Below are 19,984 nucleotides of genomic sequence, written 5' to 3' on the forward strand. Positions count from 1 at the left end.
TAATGGCAGATTTAACATTAAATAATCAAATTAAAAATATTACTTATCCATTTTATTTAAAAGGTAATGATTTTAAAAAATTAAGTTTAAAAGCATTACCAATTAAAAATTGAATTGATAATCATGGTCAAGAATTAACAGAGTTTATCTATCGTCACCTTAATCATTATACATTAAATGGTTATCAAGATATACATTTAAAAGATATACCCAGTGCTATTAGTAAAATTTATTTTGTTTTTAGAGAACCATTAGAATTAATAAAAGATTTTAAAGATGAATTAAATCGAATTAGAGTTAATATTATTAATTTAGAAAAAATACTTCAAAATAATAAAATTTAAATTAAAAATAGCCTAATACAAGTTCAATATTTAAAACAACAACAGTTTATTCAAACTAAAAAACAAGAACAAGAAAATAGGATTGAATATGCTAATAACTTAACGTCTGATATGGGGTTAGACATGGACTAAATTGAAGATGAACAAGTTCGTGCTATGGAAGATGTAGCAAAAATAGATAGGGAATTAGAAAAAAATATTGGTAAATTTCGTAAAGAAAAAATATTAGTTAAAGATATTGAGATTTTAGGTGTTAATGATGATTTTTTACAAAATACCGATAAGTTAGGACTTATTAATCTTATTAAAAATTATTTAATTATCGATGAACAAGTTGTTAAAAACGAAATTAAAGAACAATGAGATAGTAATAAAGATATTAATACTATTGGAGTTAATGGAATTAAATTCAAAATAAATAAAGGAGAAAAATAAAATGACAAATAAATTACAACAAAATGTATACTGTAAAACTAAATCATAAAAAGTTAATAAAATTATAGCAAATTAAAAATAAGTTAGAATATAACTTATTTTTTAACCCGTTAATTTATAAATTTCTTTACTTGGTTCATGCTCATCCATTTTTTTCGCATTCTTGTGTAAAGTTTCTTCTCGTTCCCATATCTTTTGATACGGCATTTCTGGTTCGGTTAAAGTAATAAAATCATTTTCGTATTTTTTACGGCGAATTGTTCGCATTTTATTTTGTCGTTTTGTTCAAATTTTATAAACAAGGGGTAAGCATAAGAAGAGACCACGGACGGAACCAGGGACTCAAAAGATTGAATTAGCAAAAATAACAAATAAAGAAGCAAAGATTAATCCGAAGAAGAAATTTAATAATTTTTGTCATCTTCAAACTGGTTGTAAATCAATATTATAAATTTCATTTGGATTATATGCTTTTGTTAAGAATAAATAATTCACTAAAATTGCAATAATAATTGGCACTAATAAAATCATTCAATTTTGAAAGACTCCTTTAAAGTTACTATTATAAGTTAAAAAGATTCAATTATAAAATCATAAGTATAAGAACCGCAGGAAACTAACAAAACAAGTAATGATTAAAATACTATATAATGCTGCGGATAAATCATCTAAACCAAAGCGGCAAATTAAAGCACTGAAAAAAGAAAGAACAATATTGATGCAACCAATAATAAAAGTTGGCATCGCTGTTTGTTTATAATTCGCTTTAGCATACACCATTACATTTGACGGCTCCGCTAAAATAATGAAAACAGAACTTAAGGCCACTAATAAGGAGAAAGTTGGTTCGTAAAAAATACTTTTAAAAATTTCAACTTCTTGTATTATTCATGGGTTTAATGTTGAATTACTATTTCTAATTTGTTCAATAATTTGGGGCGCATATAGCGTTGTGACAAAATATGGCGATAAAATAAACTGGTTAATAAATAAGAAACCACCAATCATAAACGCATATGTTTCAAATTTCATATAACTTTTTCAATCAACTCGCCCATTTTTTGCTGTTCAAGCGGCAAAGAATTCACGGAAGGAATTAATTAAAATCATCATAATGCTTCGTACCCCGACTGTGATCGTCATATATAACAATAAGGTTGAGGATGCCCGTAACCCTAATAATAAGGCGGTAATAATAACATCGCCATTAATTAGTAATGTTTCACCAATGTTTTTAAACACAACAATGTTGCTCGCTTTAACTAATTGCATATTATCGCGTTGACGAAGGAGGCGTATTCACGGATAATGTAACTTAATAAATAAATAAATTAAGCTTCCTTTCATCACCGAATAAACTAAAAAGATTAGGAAGACAAAAACCGGATCAACCGCAATTGCAATTAAGTAGAAAATAACTGAATAGGTTATTAAATCACAAATCATTAAAATTAACCGGCGTAAATGATTATTTTGGTCAGCTTGCATTAAGTTTTCATAAGCCGCTGTTCAAAATAAGGTAATTAAGTTTTTTAAGCCAATAATTAAAACAATTAAAATCATTTTTCATAAGGGATAACTAATTGTTTCATCATTTCATAAAATACTAAAATTATTTTCAAATAAATAAATATAAGCACTATAGCCAACCGCAATTGCAATTAATAAAATAATTCCGACATAACCTGATACTTTATACTGGTGCTTCGCGGTGTTAACCATTTCATTCGCTTTAATTCAATCTTTTTGTAGTAATGGCTTTACTAAAAAAATAACAGTAATGGCCCCTAAACCACCCTCTACTGTTCCTAAAAAAGAGACAATCGCCACGCTATTCTTTACAAACCCGTTTAATTGTGATCCATAACTACGAATTAATAAATACATTAGCGTAAATTGAAAACATGTTCCAATTAACGAAGTAAAAGCCCCGATTAAAATACTAAAAATTCCTTTTCTTGTTGACAATTACTTCACCTCGTTTCTAATATTTTTATTTTATAATATTTTCTGAGATTTTAATAACCTTTTCATTTAAATACGCTAAATGATCTGGTAATTTATGGAAACTTAATGTTGTTACATATAAGGCAATCATATAAGCTTTTGTTATTTATTTCACCCCATATTTAACATCATTGACAACCGGATGATGGAAATAACTTAACGATGCTCGAATCTGATGTTTCTGACCAGTTATTAATGTTCCTTCTAATCAAGTCGGATTTGCCAATCGCTCTTGAACGATAAAATGCGTGCTAACTGCCTTTGCTATTGGTTGGGCAATTTTAGTAAAACCCATTTTTTGATTAGGCTCATCTTTATACATGGATTGGCAACCCTTTTTAGGACACTTTTTATATGGACTGTTGTTTTCTAAATTCAACAGGTGTTAAATAATTTAAACTACCGTGAATTCGAATATTGTTATATCAATGCACAAAGTCAAATAATTTGTTATAATTTTATTAATTTTTTATGATTTAATTTTACAATATACAGTCAGTTCATCGTACAGGACGCGTCTTACGAATTATTTAATTTATCACCAATATTTTTAAAACTAAGCTATAATATAAATAATGTTATGGTTAAGGAGGAAAACAATGGTAAAAATGAAATATTCAACAATTAAAATTGCTGTAACATTCCAAAAAATAATGCTTTGAATTTCTGGGTTTTGATTATTTATCTTGGCAATTTTAAATTCTTTTCCAAGCGTTTATGTTAACACAAAACTTTTTGATCTTCATAATACTGGTGGCGATAATGGCGCAATTATTTTAATTACAGCTTTCTTATTTATTTTTATTGCAACCTTTATTCGACATAAAATCGGTAAACTAGTTGCAGGAATTATTTTTATTACTATTGCAGTTGTTGGAATGATTGGAGCAATTATTACTTCAACAAAAGAAGTTTCAACATGAGTAATTGTTGTTGGTGAATTAATCGCTATAATTGGTGCATTAATTTGATTATTAGAAGGAATTGGGGCAATTCGTGCCAATAAAACTAGTCCTTCAACAAGTACAACACGTAGAAACAAACAGTAAGTAATTACAAACTGTAAATTGTAAATACTAATCCCATTTTAGATAATTTTAATCGTGGAATATCAATCTTCATATCTACTTTTGGTTTACTATTAGCAACAAATATACCCTGAATTCTGTGTGTATACTGTAAAACTAAATCATAAAAAGTTAATAAAATTATAACAAATTAAAAATTGTAATATCTTGATTTGGATTATCCTCATCGTCATCATCAATAATATGTTTGGCTTGTAACGAACAACTAGCAAGCTCAAAACTACTCCCCAAACCTAACACAAAAACATTAGTAATTTTTTTATTAAATTGTCACCTTCCTTTCCTTTTGCGATGTAAGCATAATTACACTGAAAAAAAGCACCATGGTTGGTGCTTTTAACAACTTAATTGCTTACAAAGACATTTTGTAGGGAATTATTTGTTTTAAATTCGGTTAAATGTAAAATTATTTCTCCCAAATTTTTTCTTTTTTTCTTTTCAAGTTTTATTACCTTGCGAACTGAAGTCTCTCTTACCATTAGATTGCTTACTTTTATTGCTACATTGTAAATTATCATATTTAAAATTACTATTCTTTTGCTTAAAACTCGTTTGTTTACGATTAGCACCAAAGTTTTTTATTCCTTGTGGTTTTGGTTTTAAACCATATTCTGAAATATCTAATAATTCAATTCTTTTCTTCTGATATTCACCTAAGTGCTGCATTTCTTTCAATTCATTACAATTTGAAACAATTGATATTGCTACTCCAGTTGCGCCAGCTCGTGCTGTTCGCCCAATACGGTGAATATAACTTTCTCGTTCAGTTGGAATATCATAATTAATAACATAATCGATATTCTCAATATCAATTCCTCGCGCAGCAACATCAGTTGCAACCATTACCGTTTTTTTACCATCACGGAATAAACGCATTGCTTGTGTTCGTTCATAACGACTTTTATCACCGTTAATAACACAGCAACTAATACCATTGCTTGCTAACATATCCGCAATTTTATTCGTAAAAGCTTTTGTGTTAGAAAAAATAATACTTCGTTTTGGTTGTAAATGTTGGTATAAAGCAATTAAAACATCTTCCTTATGATAATTAATTGCATTAACATATTGTTGTGTTATATTATTTTGTTCAATGCTGTTTTTTGTAACAACAATTTCAACTGGATTATTTTGATAAGTATTAGCAATTTCTAATACTTGTTTTGGCATTGTTGCAGAAAACAATAATGTTTGATATTTTTCTGGGGCATTTTCAAACACTTTATCAAGATCATTTTTAAAACCCATTTTTAACATTTCATCAGCTTCATCAAGGACAATTGTTTTAATTTTATCTAAGCGTAATGTCTTACGATTAATATGATCAGCAATTCGCCCTGGTGTTCCAACAATAATATTGCTTTTTCGTAAAGCATAAATTTGGCGTTGCATATGCGAACCACCACAAATTAATGTTGCATTTACTCCTTCTAAATAAGTTGCAAATTTACGTACTTGACCAATAATTTGGGTTGCTAGTTCATGTGTTGGACATAAGATAATTGTTTGTGACCGTTTTAAGTTTGTATCTAAGTTTTGCAAGATTGGTAAAATAAATGCTACCGTTTTACCAGTTCCGGTATGACTTTTACCAATAATATCTTGATTATTTAGGGCAAGTGGAATCGCTTTTTCTTGGATTTCAGTTAGATTAGTATAACCCATTTTAGCAATCATTCGCTGTAATGCTGGGTATAAATTTAATGTATTAAAATTCATTTAGTCTCCTTTTATTTTCATATCATAGTTTAGTTGTTTTTTTAACATTACAGCTGTTGAATTTAGATATTTATATTATTTTAGATAACAGAATAAATTAAAGTTTAACAACTTAATAAGTATATCTCAAAATGAAAAAAAAATAAAGTTTTTTTATGCTAATTTTTTAAATGTATATGGTACCTTAAATTTAGTTTTACAGTATACAAAAATTTTATTTATTTTTAGTTGTTTTTGATTAAAAAAGGCGTATAATCATAAATAGTGACAAGATGTTAAAAGAACTACGGTGAGAAAAATTTTTAACTTTACTTAGATGATCAACATTTAGTGTTAGTTAATGATTTAATTACCCAATTGCAAGTCTCCCCAACAACATTACACCGTTATTTAAAGGAATGGAACAACAAGGTTTATTAAAAAATCGCGTTCATGGTGGGATTAAGTTGCAAAAGGGCCGTGAATTTTGGTTAGAGGAACAATTAAATGAAAAGATTCAACTGCATGTTGAAGAAAAGTATTTAATTGCTTGTCAAACAGTTGCAAAAGTTAAACCCAAAATGTGTCTTTACTTAGACGCTGGGGGTTGTCAACCGTAGCCCTAATTAAATTGTTATAACCAGCAGATGATTGAGTAATTATTACTAATTCAATCGATCTTCCATGTTGAATTATTAACCTTAACGGGGTTTAATGATGATTCTATTTAGGTGGTAAGTATAACGACCAAACAGGGGCTTTAATCGGGTGAGAAGCAATGAGTACCTTGCAAAAATATTACATTGATTGTGCTTTTTAGAAGTGAATGGGATTAGTGGGCAAGATTTATACACTACTGATCCAGAAGAAGTAATGATTAAAGCGGAAGTTATTAAACGAGAAATCAAGAGTTATATTTTTGCGGATTAATCAAAATTTAACATCAAATCATTAGTAAAATTCGCTTCCCGTTAGGAAGTTGAAATCATTACAAATTCAAAGAAAGGATAGAAGAATAAAAATTATGAAAATAATTGATTATTTTACTGAAACGACAACCATCTTAAAAACTTCTGCGACAGATAAAACTGAAGTTTTTGCCACACTAGCAGCAGCATTAGTTAATAATGAAACAGTTACTGATCAAGCGGCATTAATTAAGGCTTTAGAAAATCGAGAAAAAGAAGGCCCAACGGGAGTTGGTGATGGTTTAGCAATTCCCCATTGTTCAAGTAGCAGTGTTACAAAACTAGCAATTTCGATTATGACATTAGAAAAAGCCGTTGATTGACAGAGTTTAGATAATAAACCAGTTGATATTATTTTTATGATTACAGTTCCAGCCGAAGGAGGCGAACAACATTTAAATGCCTTGGCAAAATTAGCTGGTTTTTTAGGGAAAGGTGAAGTTGTGAAGCAAGTTCGAGCAGCAAAAAATTTTGCTGATATTATTACTGCTTTTGCCGAACCAATTAATGAGCATGAGACAGTTAAGACTGATGGTCATTATGATATTATTGGGATTACAGCTTGTCCAACCGGAATTGCCCATACTTATATGGCTAAGGAAAAAATGGAAGAAGCTGCTAAAACAAAGGGCTTAACAATTAAAGTTGAAACCCAAGGGCGGAGTGGCAATGAAAATGTGTTAACAGCCAAGGATATCGCCAATGCGAAAGCAATTATTCTTGGAATTGATAAAAAAATTGCGGGAATGGATCGTTTGCAAGGAGTTTCTTATTTAGAAACAAGTACAAAAGATGTCATCTACCATGGCCCAAGTGTAATCCAAGACGCTTTAAACGGAAAACGTTTAACAGTTGGTAAAGCTAGCAAAGGTGGCAGTGAAGAAGTTGGAGAATTAAGTTTAAAAAACTTTAAAGATGTTACCAAAAACCTTCTTGGTGGAGTTTCACGAATGCTGCCATTTGTGGTTGCTGGGGGAATTATTTTAGGAATTGGATTCTTATTAGACTCTGGTAATTCTGGTGGTAACTTTGGGGTAACCCGTGATGTTGCTGCTTGATTTTCAGGATTAGGAAAAGTAATCTTTGGAATGATGGTCCCAATTTTAGGAGCCTATGTTTGTTACTCAATTGTTGGACCCCAAGGATTATTACCAGGGATGACAACAGGGTTAATTGCGAATGCGCCGGGAATGTTATATGATGCTTCAACCAAAACAGGATGAGCAAACACATGAGGGCGTTTATTCCCAGACTCAATTTCAACCTTTAACTCAGGGTTCTTTGGTGCCTTGATTGGTGGTTATCTGGTGGCCTTTGTTGTCTATGGATGTCAAAAAGGATTTTCCCGTTTCCATCCATCATTAAGAGGAGTACGAGATATTGTCTTAATTCCTATTTTAACAGCCTTAGCAGCCGGAGTCTTAATGTTTGGTTTAAATATTCCATTAGGATATTTAAACTGAGGTTTAATTGAAGGATTAAAAGCCATTGCTGATTATAATTTAAATGCTTTAATTGGAATTATTATTGGGTTAATGATGGCAGCCGATATGGGTGGGCCAATTAATAAAGCCGCCTATGTTTTTGGAACCTTAACGATTGATGCAACGCAAACAGCTTATGCAGGAATTCGTGCAACTAATGGGGGAACAGTCTTTATGGCTGTTGCGATGTTAGCTGGGATGGTGCCACCATTAGCTTTAGCCGTATGTACTAGAATGTTTAAAAAATATTGAACAAAAAAAGATGTTGAACAAGGTAATACAAACTATTTCTTAGCAGTCTGCTTTATTACAGAAGGGGCAATTCCATTTGCCGCTGCTGATCCAAAACGAACAATTCCTTCAATTATGGCCGGAAGTGCTATTACCGGAGTGATTATGAGTGGCTTTGGGGTAACCTTAGTAGTACCACATGGTGGAATCTTTGTCTTCCCATTATTACAAATTCAAGATAATGGTAAAAATTGATTTACGATTGCTAATCATGGCGCTTCAATTGGGGTTGCTGTCTTAATTTCAGTTATTGCCTTAATTATCGGAAGTTTTGTTAGTGCCTTAATTCTTGGTTTTTGAAGAATGCACGATGTTAAAAACAATAAAATTACTTTAGCAGTTTAATTTAATTTAAAACATAAAAACCCAATCATTTGGGTTTTTATAATACTAAAATAAGAACGAAAGGAGTAAAAAAGATGATTTATACATTAACATTAAATCCCGCAATTGATCAAGTAATTCAAGTTCCTAATTTTCAGTTAGGAGAAATAAATAAAGCTGTTAGCGAATATGAGGTTATTGGGGGCAAAGGAATTAATGTTGCAGTGATGCTACAATATTTAGGATATCCAACTACTGCCTTAGGCTTTTTGGGTCACGATAATAAAGAAATGTTTGAACATTATTTAGCAAAGCAAGGTGTTGTTGCTTGTTTTCATGAGGTTGCGGGTAAAACGCGAATTAATATGAAAATTAAGAGTTTAGAAATAAAGCAAGAAACCGAATTAAACGGAATTGCTTTTGCAATTAGTGACAATGATATTGCCGCAATATTAACAATTATTAAAACAGAAGTAACAAAGAATGATTGTTTAATTATGTCTGGTTCGTTACCGCAAAATTGTCCATTTGATTTATATCAAAAGATTAGTACTTATTGTTATGAAAATCAAATTCTATTTGTTGTTGATGCAACAAAAGATGTATTATTATCAACTTTAGGGGCAAAACCGCTCTTAGTTAAACCAAATTTAGATGAATTAAATGAATTATTTGGAACCGATTATAAATTTACCCAAAAAGCTGAAATTGTTGATTTAGGTCAAAAACTACAAGCACAAGGGGCCCAAAATGTTTTAATTAGTAGTGGTAAAGATGGCAGCATCTTAATTACGCCAACAGATGTGTATTTTGGTAATGCAGCAACGGGTCAATTAATTAATTCAGTTGGAGCTGGTGATTCTATGGTTGCTGGTTTTGTTGGAACTTATTTAGCAACTAAGGATTATCAAAAAGCTTTGTTAACTGGAATTTGTGCTGGTTCAGCAACTGCTTTTAGTCCAGGAATTGCTGAACCAGCAGTAGTGGAAAGTTTAAAAAAACAAATTAAGATTACTGTTTTTAAATTGTAAAACTAAATCATAAAATTTTGTAAATTGTAAATGCCAAATCATAAAAAGTTAACTATTAATTTAGTTAACTTTTTATGATTTGGCATTTACAATTTACAAAATTAAAGCGCTAATTTTTCTTTTACATCTTTCCGATAAATAAAGTAATATAAGAACGGTAAGAAAATTCCACCACTTAAGCAATTACCAATTAAAGTTGGTAATTGCACACTATAAGCAAATTTCCCAAATTCTGATCAATCACCACTTGTTCCAAAAATTTTTAAAAATGGTTGTAAAAATCATAAATATGAATTAGCAACAACATGTGAAAAACCTGAAATTGCAAAAGCCATAATAATTAAATTTACCATAAAGAATTTTGCAATTGATGATTTAGTTGTATGTGCAGCATAAATTGAACCTGCAACTAAGAAGTTACATAAAATTGCACTTCCAAAGTTTTCTCATCATGCATGTTCTAACTTTCCATCAATTAAATTAACTGTATTATAATAAAAATCAGTTATTGAATCAGGTGTATGATTTAAAAAACCACCTCAGACTGTTAAACCTGCCATAATTAAACACCCAATGAAATTTCCACTTAAGACAATAAATAAATTACTAATAAATCTAACAATATTTAATTGTTTTTTAATAACAACAATTAATGCTAACAAATTTGAGGTAAACATTTCTCCCCCTAGAAAAACAATCATTGTAATTGCAACAGTAAAGACAAGACCAAATACTAAACTTTTTAGTCCAATTGGAATATTATTTCAATCCCCTTTTGTTGCAGTAATCGCCGCAATATAACCAAATCCAATAAATAATCCCGCTGCAAGTCCCATTAAAAATGTTTTATAAAATGGACTGCTCCCCTTTTTTAAAGCATACTTATAAATATTTATAAAACTATCTTCATTACTATAACTATCGGAATTATCTATTTTCTCTTCTTTTTTAATTTCGTCACTCATTCTTTTCCTCTATTTTACATTCTATTTATTGTATACTGTAAATACCAAATCATAAAAAGTTAATAAAATTATAACAAATTAAAAATAAAAAACAATAATCACAATAAATATTAAAAACAATATTTTTAATTTAATATTTATTGTGATTATTGTTTTTTATTTTTAATTTGTTATAATTTTATTAACTTTTTATGATTTGGTATTTACAGTATACAGATCAACAATTAAAGATGGCGTAGAACAAATTGTTAAACAAGAAATGCCTGATATTAAAGCTGTTGAAGTTATTATGTAACTTCTTTTTTTGTATTGTAAAATATTACTTAAAAAAATAATGAGGCATAGAACCTCATCCTAAAGTTTATTAAGTTTATCAACACGAAGATTATGATGCCCAGAATCAAATGCAGTATTTAAAAACATTTCAACAATTCAAATCGCATTTTGATTGGCAATAACTCTAGCCCCCAATGCTAAAACATTAACATTATTGTGTTCGCGAGCTAATTTTGCTAACACTGTTTCATTACATAATGCTGCTCGAATCCCCTTTACTTTATTTGCTGCAATTGAAATTCCAATGCCTGTTCCACAAATCACAATTCCAATACTATTTTGCTCTTGGATTACTCTTTCCCCAACAGCTTGACCAATATCAGGATAGTCAACTGCCGTAACACTATCTGTTCCCAAGTTAATAATTTGATGCTTTTGTTCGGTTAAATATTTAACAATTGCGTTTTTCATTTCAGTTCCCGTATGGTCGTTCCCAATTACAATTTTCATTTTTTAGTACTCCTTTATTTCTGATTTAACTATAATATATTGCTTTCTTAAATAAAAAATCAAAAATTAATTTCTTGCAATAATATCTAATAACTTGCCAGGACTCATTGGCGTCACTGTTACAATTAAGCGGGATTTTTTTTCAACAACAACATATAAATCCCCTTTTAAATCATCTAACTTAATATATAAATTCTGGGTTGTTTCAACTCGGTCAGAAGAATTATCAATCATTTTAATAATTTTTTCTTTAATAATTCAATCATTTTCATTTTTAAAAATTGGAATTCGTTGCCGAATTCGTTGTAAACAATGAAAAGAAAAATTTAAATGATGTTGATAATAATAACCCACTACGATCCACCTACTTTGTAATTATTATACATAATATTTAATAAAATATTATAAAATATTAAGAAAAAAGCATTCTCTAGACTGCACCCTGTTTAGTAAGTATTAATAAAAAGGTTTACAAACTTTCATTTATTATATATTTTTCTTTTTGGTTTGAATATCATTTATTTCATTTTTTAACATCATTAATATATTCATTATGAGATTTATAATTTTTATTATGGATTGTTCCTTTTTTAAGTAATGAATGAAAACTTTCAATAATAATGTTGTCTGCACAATGATAATTTTTACCCATTGAAATTATAATTTTGTTATCTAAACATTTACTATTGTAATCTTTAGATGTATATTGATATCCGTGATCTGAATGAATTATTGTTTTATTTAAATCTTTTTTTATTTTTTTAATTTTATTAATTGCATCATTTAAATTATCAATTACAAGTTTGTTATTATTAAATTTTGATCATTTTACATCAATAATTTCTTTAGTATATCCATCAAGTATTGTTGATTGATAATGTTTTTTACCATTTCAAATTAAATAAGTTACATCAGTAAATAAAATTGAAAATCTTTCTTTAATATCATTAAAATTACGATTTACTAAATCAGGATATTTAATTATATTTTTATTTCTATTTTGTTTTATTAATATTTTTCTACGCATACGCTTTACATATTCAGCTTGAATATTATTTTCTTTCATAATTCGCAATACTTTCTTAGCATTATAAACAATACCATAATCTTCTTTTAAATATTTGGTAATTCGACGATAACCAAATTGTTTTAAATTTTCTTCATAGACTTTTACAATATTTTTTAATGATTCGCTATCCTTACCATTACTTGAATAATTTTTATATTTATCTCAATAACTACGCTTTAAATCTGTTATATCAAGTAATAAATTTAGTGGATATTTATTAATGTTTTCTTTGATAAAAGATACAATTTTTCTTTTATTTAATTGTAAAAGTCATGAAGCTTTTTTAGTAATTCATACCTAACTTTGTAATAGTTTAAATCTCTTTTTTCAAATGATTCTTTTGGACCTTTATTGGTGTTTAAAATTCCTTTCTTAAAATTTTCATACCATGAAGCAACAGTTTTTTTATTAATTTGATATTTTTTTGCAATAAAACTTATACTATTATTTTTAACCTCTTGTACTATCATTTTTCGAAAATATGCTGTATATTTATTAAATTTTTGTCCTTTTCTTGCCATATAAAAATGCACCTCCTTTAAAGTTTAGCAAAGACTTTTTTTCTTTACTTACTTTTTTGGGTGCAGTCTAGAATCATTAAAAAATATTGTAAAAGTCTATGAAGAAAATTTAAAATAATTTGGTTATCGTCGAATTACCAAATATTTAAAAGAAGATTATGGCATTGTTTATAATGCTAAGAAAGTATTGCGAATTATGAAAGAAAATAATATTCAAGCTGAATATGTAAAGCGTATGCGTAGAAAAATATTAATAAAACAAAATAGAAATAAAAATATAATTAAATATCCTGATTTAGTAAATCGTAATTTTAATGATATTAAAGAAAGATTTTCAATTTTATTTACTGATGTAACTTATTTAATTTGAAATGGTAAAAAACATTATCAATCAACAATACTTGATGGATATACTAAAGAAATTATTGATGTAAAATGATCAAAATTTAATAATAACAAACTTGTAATTGATAATTTAAATGATGCAATTAATAAAATTAAAAAAATAAAAAAAGATTTAAATAAAATAATAATTCATTCAGATCACGGATATCAATATACATCTAAAGATTACAATAGTAAATGTTTAGATAACAAAATTATAATTTCAATGGGTAAAAATTATCATTGTGCAGACAACATTATTATTGAAAGTTTTCATTCATTACTTAAAAAAGGAACAATCCATAATAAAAATTATAAATCTCATAATGAATATATTAATGATGTTAAAAAATGAAATAAATGATATTCAAACCAAAAAGAAAAATATATAATAAATGAAAGTTTGTAAACCTTTTTATTAATACTTACTAAACGGGGTGCAGTCTAGTATACTGTAAAACTAAATCATAAAAAGTTAATAAAATTATAGCAAATTAAAAATAAAAAACAATAATCACAAAAAATATTAAATTAAAAATATTTTTTTAAATTATTGTCTTGATGTAAAATTTTCCAAGCAAGATCTAGTTGTGGTATTTAATATATCTAAAATAGATTTTAATCTACTACGAATATTAATTAATGGCTCATTTTAAGCCAATCAACGCCTTATATCTCTATTTATTCTTTCTACTAATGCTTTCTGGCGAGGTTTACCAGGATCACAAAAATAAACTCTTACTTTAAAATGTTTTTCTATTGATTTTCATCTATAAAATTCTTTTCCTCTATCGGTTAAAATACAACTAAATTTACTAATACCAATTTGTTTAATCATTTTCATTAAAATTGTTAATACACAACACTTACCTTTTTATTAAATAAAATATGTAAATTGTAAATACCAAATCATAAAAAGCTAACTATTAATTTAGTTAGCTTTTTATGATTTGGTATTTACAATTTACACTTATTTGCACGCTAAGCTGTTACTTCACTTAATTTTCATGAAGATATGTTACGCAAAGATTCATGTAACATCACAGTCATTTGATAAGCAATATAAATAAAATCAATTTTCATCAACTTATTACCATATCTTGTTTCTAAAATTTTAACAAAATCAATATATAAATCATCATGATATTCTTTAATAAATATCTAATTTTTCTTTAAAATAACTAAAAGCTAGTGTTTTAGCATTTTGTAACAATGCGTCAATTCGTAATGATAAGGTTTTATAGGTATCAGCTAAAACTAATTCCAACCGATATGTGAAATCTTCATCAGTAATCAATCACGCGACCATTATTGTGAATTAAAATAACATTATCATATAGTAATTGAATTGGATTTGTTGAATCATGAATTTTTTCAGTATTTAAAACTAGGCGTAATTGATCACAAATATTACTAAAATGTTTTTCTAAAATAATATTCTTCATTTTATATTCTCCTTAATTATTTCAATTGTGTCCATTATCAATAGTAAATAAACTAAAGGATAGCAATGATAGTTTTTTTAAATTATTTTTATAAGATTTCAGTCTTATATATCAATACCATAACATAATAAGTATTTTTTTCTGAAAAAACCCTTCTTTTTTCCATGCGACAAAAAAACACTAAAATTTTTTAGTGTTTTCGTATTTTGATTAAACTGTTGCAAAGTATAACAATGTTCGTATCATTTGTGATACATATGACATTTCATTATCATATCATGCATATACTTTAACTAATTGTTTTCCATTACGTTCAATAATTTTTGTTAATGTTGCATCAAAAATTGATCCATGTGTTTCACCAATAATATCTGACGAAACGATTGGTTGCGTATTATAACCAAAAGTTTCTGATTCTGCTGCTTTCATTGCATTATTAATTTCTTCAACTGTTGCTGTTTTTTTCAATTCAACTGCTAAGTCAACAATTGAACCAGTAATAATTGGCACACGTAATGCCATTCCATCAAATCTACCTTCCAATTGTGGCAATATTAATGCTGCTGCTGCTGCTGCTCCTGTTTTAGTTGGAACAATATTAGAAAAGGCAGCACGTGCTCTTCTTAAATCATCATGCGCTAAGTCTAATAATCTTTGGTCATTTGTTACCGCATGCACAGTTGTCATATATCCTTTTTCAATTCCAAACTTTTCATCTAATACTTTCGCCATTGGTGCTAAACAGTTTGTTGTACAACTTGCTCCTGAAATAACAGTATCATCTTTTGTAATTTCTTTATGGTTTACATTATAAACAATTGTTTTAACATCTGTTCCTTTTGCTGGAGCGGAAATTAAAACTTTTTTTGCTCCTGCTGTAAGGTGTTTTGATGCTCCGGCACGATCAGCAAAGAAACCTGTTGATTCAACAACAACATCAATTCCTAATTTACCTCATGGTAATTCAGCTGGATCTCTTTTAGCAAAAACATTTATTTTTTTCCCATCAACGATAATAACTCCTTCTTCTGAAAAAATTTTCCCACGTTTTCATCCCCCTTGTACTGAATCAAGTTCCAATAATGTTGCCAAAGTTTTTGCCTCTGTTAAATCATTAATTGCGACAATTTCAACATTTTTTTCATCAAATAATCTTCTAAAAGCTAAACGGCCAATACGTCCAAATCCGTTAATTGCAATTTTTGTCATCTACTTTTTCTCCTCTACATACATTTAATAACTTAGTCTGCAATAAAATACTGCATACTTATTATAATTTTACAACCTCTAGTCTTAATTTGCAAGAAAATTAACAAATATCCAGATATACAATGGTTTTATAGTCTTTTAATTCAATATATTTAGATTACTTTAAATTCTATTATTTGTAAAAATTAATATTTTTTGTAATTATTGTTTTTTATTTTTAATTTGCTATAATTTTATTAACTTTTTATGATTTAGTTTTACAGTATACATCATAAAGGAAATACAGATATGAAGAAATTACTCAGCTTATTAACATTAACAACCTTAGCAATGAGTGTTCCTGCACCGTTGCTGGCCAACACACCGTTAACTCGCGACAAACGCGATGTTGGGACAAGTGAAAAAGATATTACTGATGGATTGCAAATAAATATTAAGGACAGTGATAAATTATGAATTAAAATTTCAAATCCATTAACTGAAATAAACCCCGATGAAAAATATTGATATTTCATTATAGTAAAAGGGATAAATATAGATTGAGGTAAAAATATTTATGATAGTAGTGAATTAAAATGAGATTTTACAAATCAAAGACTTGATTTTCCCAAGTTAAAACCAATAGGAGAAGGAACTATTGGCATTTCTCTTGAAAAAAACAGAACACCATATTTTATATATAAGTGGTCTAGTAATTGAGGTGACTCATATATACCAAAACAACCAATAATAGATAAAAATGCAAACATTATTGATTGAAATATTGATGTATCACCGTTTCAAAAAGGAATAACTTTTTCTATTGATAATGATAATAATGGTTATTGACTAAAACCTTATCAATTAGTAACAAAAGGACAAGTTAAAGTTAAAATAGCAAATACTAATATTAAGATTGTTAAAGTCAATGGAAAAGAAATGCCACAAACAAATAAAGTATGGGAATTTGACTTGCCAACAGATAGTACCACCGTTGAAAATAAAGACTATAAAATTGAGATTGCTTTTACCCTTGATAAAAAAAGTTATGTGGGGCAAATTCTCGTATCATTATTGTTGTCGCAACCAAGTATTAATGTTAAAAAAAATACTTCGGTAATTGGCAATGTTGATAGTTATGTTTATCAAGCACCAACTAATGGTAAAGTGGGGGATATTACTTTAACTAGTGATTTGTATTATTCTGATACCAAAGTTAAAGTCAGTTTAAGCAAACCAACTGGTAGTACAACCATTACAGCACAAATATTTGGGTTAGATGAAAAATGAGAAAAAAATAAAAAAGTTTTTCAAATATTTGATAACCAAACACACAATTTAGATGGTAGTCAATTAGAAACATATCAAGGCCACTATTTAATAGAAACAGAAGATAATGCAAAAAACAAAAGTAGTTACCATGTTATTATTAACAAAAATAATTCAACGCTTAATTTTTGAGATACTGAACAAGGAAAAACTTTTTATCAGTGAGCAAATTCAAATGGCTATAATAAAAACATTAAAAAACTTAACGCAACAGAACTAAACAAAATAATCAAAGATAGTACAAACTGGCAAAAGTTAGCTAGTGATAGTCAATTTTCCAATGCGGTTGCCGAGTGGTTTAAAACAAATGGTAAACTTGCTTCCAAAGAATCGTTGATAGCTGAGCAAGTAATCGAACAGTTAAAAACCGAAATTCCAAGTAGTATCATCATTCATGGGGTAAATACTAGCAATTATGATGTAAACAAAGTGAGGTTTGAAGTAAACAAAAGTGAATCTAAACCAAACGACAAAGTCAATATTGTTATTAAATATGGTTCAGAAAAATCAAATAGTTTCACATTACAAATTCAAAGTAAGAACCCACCCGACAGCAACAAAAAGGGACTAACTGGTTGGGCGATTATTGGGATTGTTGTTGGTTCACTGTTGGGGTTACTTATTCTTGGCTGGTTGTTTAAAAAGTTTGTGGTTAGACTGCATCCAAAAAAGTAAGTAAAGAAAAAAAGTCTTTGCTAAACTTTAAAGGAGGTGCATTTTTATATGGCAAGAAAAGGACAAAAATTTAATAAATATACAGCATATTTTCGAAAAATGATAGTACAAGAGGTTAAAAATAATAGTATAAGTTTTATTGCAAAAAAATATCAAATTAATAAAAAACTGTTGCTTCATGGTATGAAAATTTTAAGAAAGGAATTTTAAACACCAATAAAGGTCCAAAAGAATCATTTGAAAAAAGAGATTTAAACTATTACAAAGTTAGGTATGAATTACTAAAAAAGCTTCATGACTTTTACAATTAAATAAAAGAAAAATTGTATCTTATAGACTGCACCCCGTTTAGTAAGTATTAATAACAAGGTTTACAAACTTTCATTTATTATAATTTTTCTTTTTGGTTTGAATATCATTTATTTCATTTTTTAACATCATTAATATATTCATTATAAGATTTATAATTTTTATTATGGATTGTTCCTTTTTTAAGTAATGAATGAAAACTATCAATAATAATGTTGTCTGCACAATGATAATTTTTACCCATTGAAATTATAATTTTGTTATCTAAACACGTACTATTGTAATCTTTAGATGTATATTGATATCCGTGATCTGAATGAATTATTATTTTATTTAAATCTTTTTTTATTTTTTTAATTTTATTAATTGCATCATTTAAATTATCAAGTACAAGTTTGTTATTATTAAATTTTGATCATTTTACATCAATAATTTCTTTAGTATATCCATCAATTATTGTTGATTGATAATGTTTTTTACCATTTCAAATTAAATAAGTTACATCAGTAAATAAAATTGAAAATCTTTCTTTAATATCATTAAAATTACGATTTACTAAATCAGGATATTTAATTATATTTTTATTTCTATTTTGTTTTATTAATATTTTTCTACGCATACGCTTTACATATTCAGCTTGAATATTATTTTCTTTCATAATTCGCAATACTTTCTTAGCATTATAAACAATGCCATAATCTTCTTTTAAATATTTGGTAATTCGACGATAACCAAATTGTTTTAAATTTTCTTCATAGACTTTTACAATATTTTTTAATGATTCGCTATCCTTACCATTACTTGAATAATTTTTATATTTATCTCAATAACTACGCTTTAAATCTGTTATATCAAGTAATAAATTTAGTGGATATTTATTAATGTTTTCTTTGATAAAAGATACAATTTTTCTTTTATTTAATTGTAAAAGTCATGAAGATTTTTTAGTAATTCATACCTAACTTTGTAATAGTTTAAATCTCTTTTTTCAAATGATTCTTTTGGACCTTTATTGGTGTTTAAAATTCCTTTCTTAAAATTTTCATACCATGAAGCAACATTTTTTTTATTAATTTGATATTTTTTTGCAATAAAACTTATACTATTATTTTTAACCTCGTGTACTATCATTTTTCGAAAATATGCTGTATATTTATTAAATTTTTGTCCTTTTCTTGCCATATAAAAATACACCTCCTTTAAAGTTTAGCAAAGACTTTTTTTCTTTACTTACTTTTTTGGATGCAGTCTATCTTTTATTTAATTGTAAAAGTCATGAAGCTTTTTTAGTAATTCATACCTAACTTTGTAATAGTTTAAATCTCTTTTTTCAAATGATTCTTTTGGACCTTTATTGGTGTTTAAAATTCCTTTCTTAAAATTTTCATACCATGAAGCAACAGTTTTTTTATTAATTTGATATTTTTTTGCAATAAAACTTATACTATTATTTTTAACCTCTTGTACTATCATTTTTCGAAAATATGCTGTATATTTATTAAATTTTTGTCCTTTTCTTGCCATATAAAAATGCACCTCCTTTAAAGTTTAGCAAATATTTTTTTTCTTTACTTACTTTTTTGGATGCAGTCTATCTTTTATCAAAGAAAACATTAATAAATATCCACTAAATTTATTACTTG

At 27.5% G+C, this 19,984-nt stretch carries 23 protein-coding genes and 3 pseudogenes; 9 read left to right on the plus strand and 17 right to left on the minus strand.

Annotated elements, in window-relative coordinates; genetic code table 4:
- The first annotated feature begins 2 nt into the window (after positions 1-2).
- Together AACK78_RS05575 and AACK78_RS05580 are read left to right on the plus strand one after the other, a co-directional pair.
- Positions 3-344: a hypothetical protein gene (locus tag AACK78_RS05575; protein WP_338954964.1), complete on the plus strand. Its 342-nt coding sequence runs from the start codon at positions 3-5 to the stop codon at positions 342-344.
- A gap of 156 nt (positions 345-500) precedes the next feature.
- Positions 501-779 carry a hypothetical protein gene (locus tag AACK78_RS05580; protein ID WP_338954966.1) on the plus strand — a complete coding sequence of 93 codons (279 nt, stop codon included), beginning with the start codon at positions 501-503 and terminating at the stop codon, positions 777-779.
- 102 nt (positions 780-881) lie between these two features.
- Here AACK78_RS05580 and AACK78_RS05585 read toward each other — a convergent pair whose 3' ends face one another.
- The 3 genes and pseudogenes from AACK78_RS05585 to AACK78_RS07680 form a co-directional block, all read right to left on the minus strand.
- Positions 882-2,747 (minus strand): transporter, encoded by a 1,866-nt coding sequence (locus tag AACK78_RS05585; protein ID WP_338954968.1) that lies wholly within the window; start codon positions 2,745-2,747, stop codon positions 882-884.
- A 145-nt stretch (positions 2,748-2,892) separates the two neighbouring features.
- Positions 2,893-3,108, minus strand: coding sequence for a hypothetical protein (locus AACK78_RS05590; RefSeq protein WP_338954970.1), 216 nt, complete (start codon positions 3,106-3,108; stop codon positions 2,893-2,895).
- Positions 3,109-3,136: 28 nt separating this feature from the next.
- A pseudogene (locus AACK78_RS07680) lies at positions 3,137-3,235 on the minus strand (IS3 family transposase); the annotation flags it as partial.
- Positions 3,236-3,385: 150 nt separating this feature from the next.
- Here AACK78_RS07680 and AACK78_RS05595 point away from each other — a divergent pair.
- Positions 3,386-3,835: a hypothetical protein gene (locus AACK78_RS05595; RefSeq protein ID WP_338954971.1), complete on the plus strand. Its 450-nt coding sequence runs from the start codon at positions 3,386-3,388 to the stop codon at positions 3,833-3,835.
- A gap of 423 nt (positions 3,836-4,258) precedes the next feature.
- On the opposite strand, the gene AACK78_RS05600 is transcribed toward AACK78_RS05595, so the two are convergent.
- Positions 4,259-5,593 (minus strand): DEAD/DEAH box helicase, encoded by a 1,335-nt coding sequence (locus tag AACK78_RS05600; protein WP_338954972.1) that lies wholly within the window; start codon positions 5,591-5,593, stop codon positions 4,259-4,261.
- A gap of 398 nt (positions 5,594-5,991) precedes the next feature.
- Between AACK78_RS05600 and AACK78_RS05605 the strand changes: the two genes are divergently transcribed.
- From AACK78_RS05605 to pfkB, 3 genes are all read left to right on the plus strand, one after another.
- Positions 5,992-6,192 carry a hypothetical protein gene (locus AACK78_RS05605; protein ID WP_338954973.1) on the plus strand — a complete coding sequence of 67 codons (201 nt, stop codon included), beginning with the start codon at positions 5,992-5,994 and terminating at the stop codon, positions 6,190-6,192.
- Positions 6,193-6,596: 404 nt separating this feature from the next.
- The gene (locus AACK78_RS05610) at positions 6,597-8,660 is read left to right on the plus strand and encodes a fructose-specific PTS transporter subunit EIIC (RefSeq protein WP_338954975.1); all 2,064 of its coding nucleotides are present in this window, start codon (positions 6,597-6,599) and stop codon (positions 8,658-8,660) included.
- A 74-nt stretch (positions 8,661-8,734) separates the two neighbouring features.
- Positions 8,735-9,670 (plus strand): 1-phosphofructokinase, encoded by a 936-nt coding sequence (gene pfkB / locus AACK78_RS05615; protein ID WP_338954977.1) that lies wholly within the window; start codon positions 8,735-8,737, stop codon positions 9,668-9,670.
- A gap of 101 nt (positions 9,671-9,771) precedes the next feature.
- Here the strand turns inward: pfkB and AACK78_RS05620 are convergent, their stop codons facing one another.
- From AACK78_RS05620 to AACK78_RS05640, 6 genes and pseudogenes are all read right to left on the minus strand, one after another.
- On the minus strand, positions 9,772-10,635 hold the full coding sequence (locus AACK78_RS05620) for a formate/nitrite transporter family protein (RefSeq protein WP_338954979.1): 864 nt from the start codon (positions 10,633-10,635) through the stop codon (positions 9,772-9,774).
- A gap of 354 nt (positions 10,636-10,989) precedes the next feature.
- A complete protein-coding gene (rpiB, locus tag AACK78_RS05625; RefSeq protein WP_338954981.1) occupies positions 10,990-11,421 on the minus strand; it encodes a ribose 5-phosphate isomerase B in 432 nt (143 codons plus the stop codon).
- Between the two features lie 66 nt (positions 11,422-11,487).
- A complete protein-coding gene (locus tag AACK78_RS05630; RefSeq protein WP_338954983.1) occupies positions 11,488-11,775 on the minus strand; it encodes a hypothetical protein in 288 nt (95 codons plus the stop codon).
- A 115-nt stretch (positions 11,776-11,890) separates the two neighbouring features.
- Positions 11,891-12,487: a DDE-type integrase/transposase/recombinase gene (locus tag AACK78_RS05635; RefSeq protein WP_338954985.1), complete on the minus strand. Its 597-nt coding sequence runs from the start codon at positions 12,485-12,487 to the stop codon at positions 11,891-11,893.
- A gap of 21 nt (positions 12,488-12,508) precedes the next feature.
- Positions 12,509-12,781 (minus strand): annotated as a pseudogene (locus tag AACK78_RS07685) (hypothetical protein); the annotation flags it as partial.
- Complete coding sequence (locus AACK78_RS05640) at positions 12,748-13,011, minus strand: transposase family protein (RefSeq protein ID WP_338954390.1); 264 nt, start codon at positions 13,009-13,011, stop codon at positions 12,748-12,750. The gene AACK78_RS05640 and the pseudogene AACK78_RS07685, both read right to left, overlap by 34 nt.
- Before the next feature lie 196 nt (positions 13,012-13,207).
- On the opposite strand from AACK78_RS05640, the gene AACK78_RS05645 reads away from it, so the two are divergent.
- On the plus strand, positions 13,208-13,804 hold the full coding sequence (locus tag AACK78_RS05645; protein WP_338954388.1) for a DDE-type integrase/transposase/recombinase: 597 nt from the start codon (positions 13,208-13,210) through the stop codon (positions 13,802-13,804).
- Positions 13,805-14,047: 243 nt separating this feature from the next.
- On the opposite strand, the gene AACK78_RS05650 is transcribed toward AACK78_RS05645, so the two are convergent.
- The 3 genes from AACK78_RS05650 to gap all read right to left on the minus strand — a co-directional run bounded on the left by AACK78_RS05650 (position 14,048) and on the right by gap (position 16,049).
- Entirely contained in the window at positions 14,048-14,239 is a 192-nt protein-coding gene (locus AACK78_RS05650) for a hypothetical protein (protein WP_338954987.1), read from the minus strand.
- A 394-nt stretch (positions 14,240-14,633) separates the two neighbouring features.
- A complete protein-coding gene (locus tag AACK78_RS05655) occupies positions 14,634-14,840 on the minus strand; it encodes a hypothetical protein (RefSeq protein ID WP_338954990.1) in 207 nt (68 codons plus the stop codon).
- 210 nt (positions 14,841-15,050) lie between these two features.
- Entirely contained in the window at positions 15,051-16,049 is a 999-nt protein-coding gene (gap, locus tag AACK78_RS05660) for a type I glyceraldehyde-3-phosphate dehydrogenase (protein ID WP_338954992.1), read from the minus strand.
- A gap of 288 nt (positions 16,050-16,337) precedes the next feature.
- Here gap and AACK78_RS05665 point away from each other — a divergent pair, with 288 nt between their 5' ends.
- A complete protein-coding gene (locus AACK78_RS05665; protein WP_338954994.1) occupies positions 16,338-18,032 on the plus strand; it encodes a hypothetical protein in 1,695 nt (564 codons plus the stop codon).
- 48 nt (positions 18,033-18,080) lie between these two features.
- Positions 18,081-18,242 carry a hypothetical protein gene (locus tag AACK78_RS05670; RefSeq protein WP_338954996.1) on the plus strand — a complete coding sequence of 54 codons (162 nt, stop codon included), beginning with the start codon at positions 18,081-18,083 and terminating at the stop codon, positions 18,240-18,242.
- A gap of 178 nt (positions 18,243-18,420) precedes the next feature.
- On the opposite strand, the gene AACK78_RS05675 is transcribed toward AACK78_RS05670, so the two are convergent.
- From AACK78_RS05675 to AACK78_RS05685, 4 genes and pseudogenes are all read right to left on the minus strand, one after another.
- Entirely contained in the window at positions 18,421-18,999 is a 579-nt protein-coding gene (locus AACK78_RS05675; protein WP_338954998.1) for a DDE-type integrase/transposase/recombinase, read from the minus strand.
- A gap of 21 nt (positions 19,000-19,020) precedes the next feature.
- Positions 19,021-19,293, minus strand: a pseudogene (locus tag AACK78_RS07690) (hypothetical protein); the annotation flags it as partial.
- Positions 19,260-19,523 (minus strand): hypothetical protein, encoded by a 264-nt coding sequence (locus tag AACK78_RS05680; protein ID WP_338955000.1) that lies wholly within the window; start codon positions 19,521-19,523, stop codon positions 19,260-19,262. The pseudogene AACK78_RS07690 and the gene AACK78_RS05680, both read right to left, overlap by 34 nt.
- Positions 19,524-19,601: 78 nt before the next feature.
- Positions 19,602-19,865 (minus strand): transposase family protein, encoded by a 264-nt coding sequence (locus AACK78_RS05685; RefSeq protein WP_338954390.1) that lies wholly within the window; start codon positions 19,863-19,865, stop codon positions 19,602-19,604.
- Between the last annotated feature and the right edge of the window lie 119 nt (positions 19,866-19,984).

This window comes from Spiroplasma endosymbiont of Polydrusus cervinus, from assembly GCF_964019755.1.
Classification (GTDB): domain Bacteria; phylum Bacillota_I; class Bacilli_A; order Mycoplasmatales; family Mycoplasmataceae; genus Spiroplasma.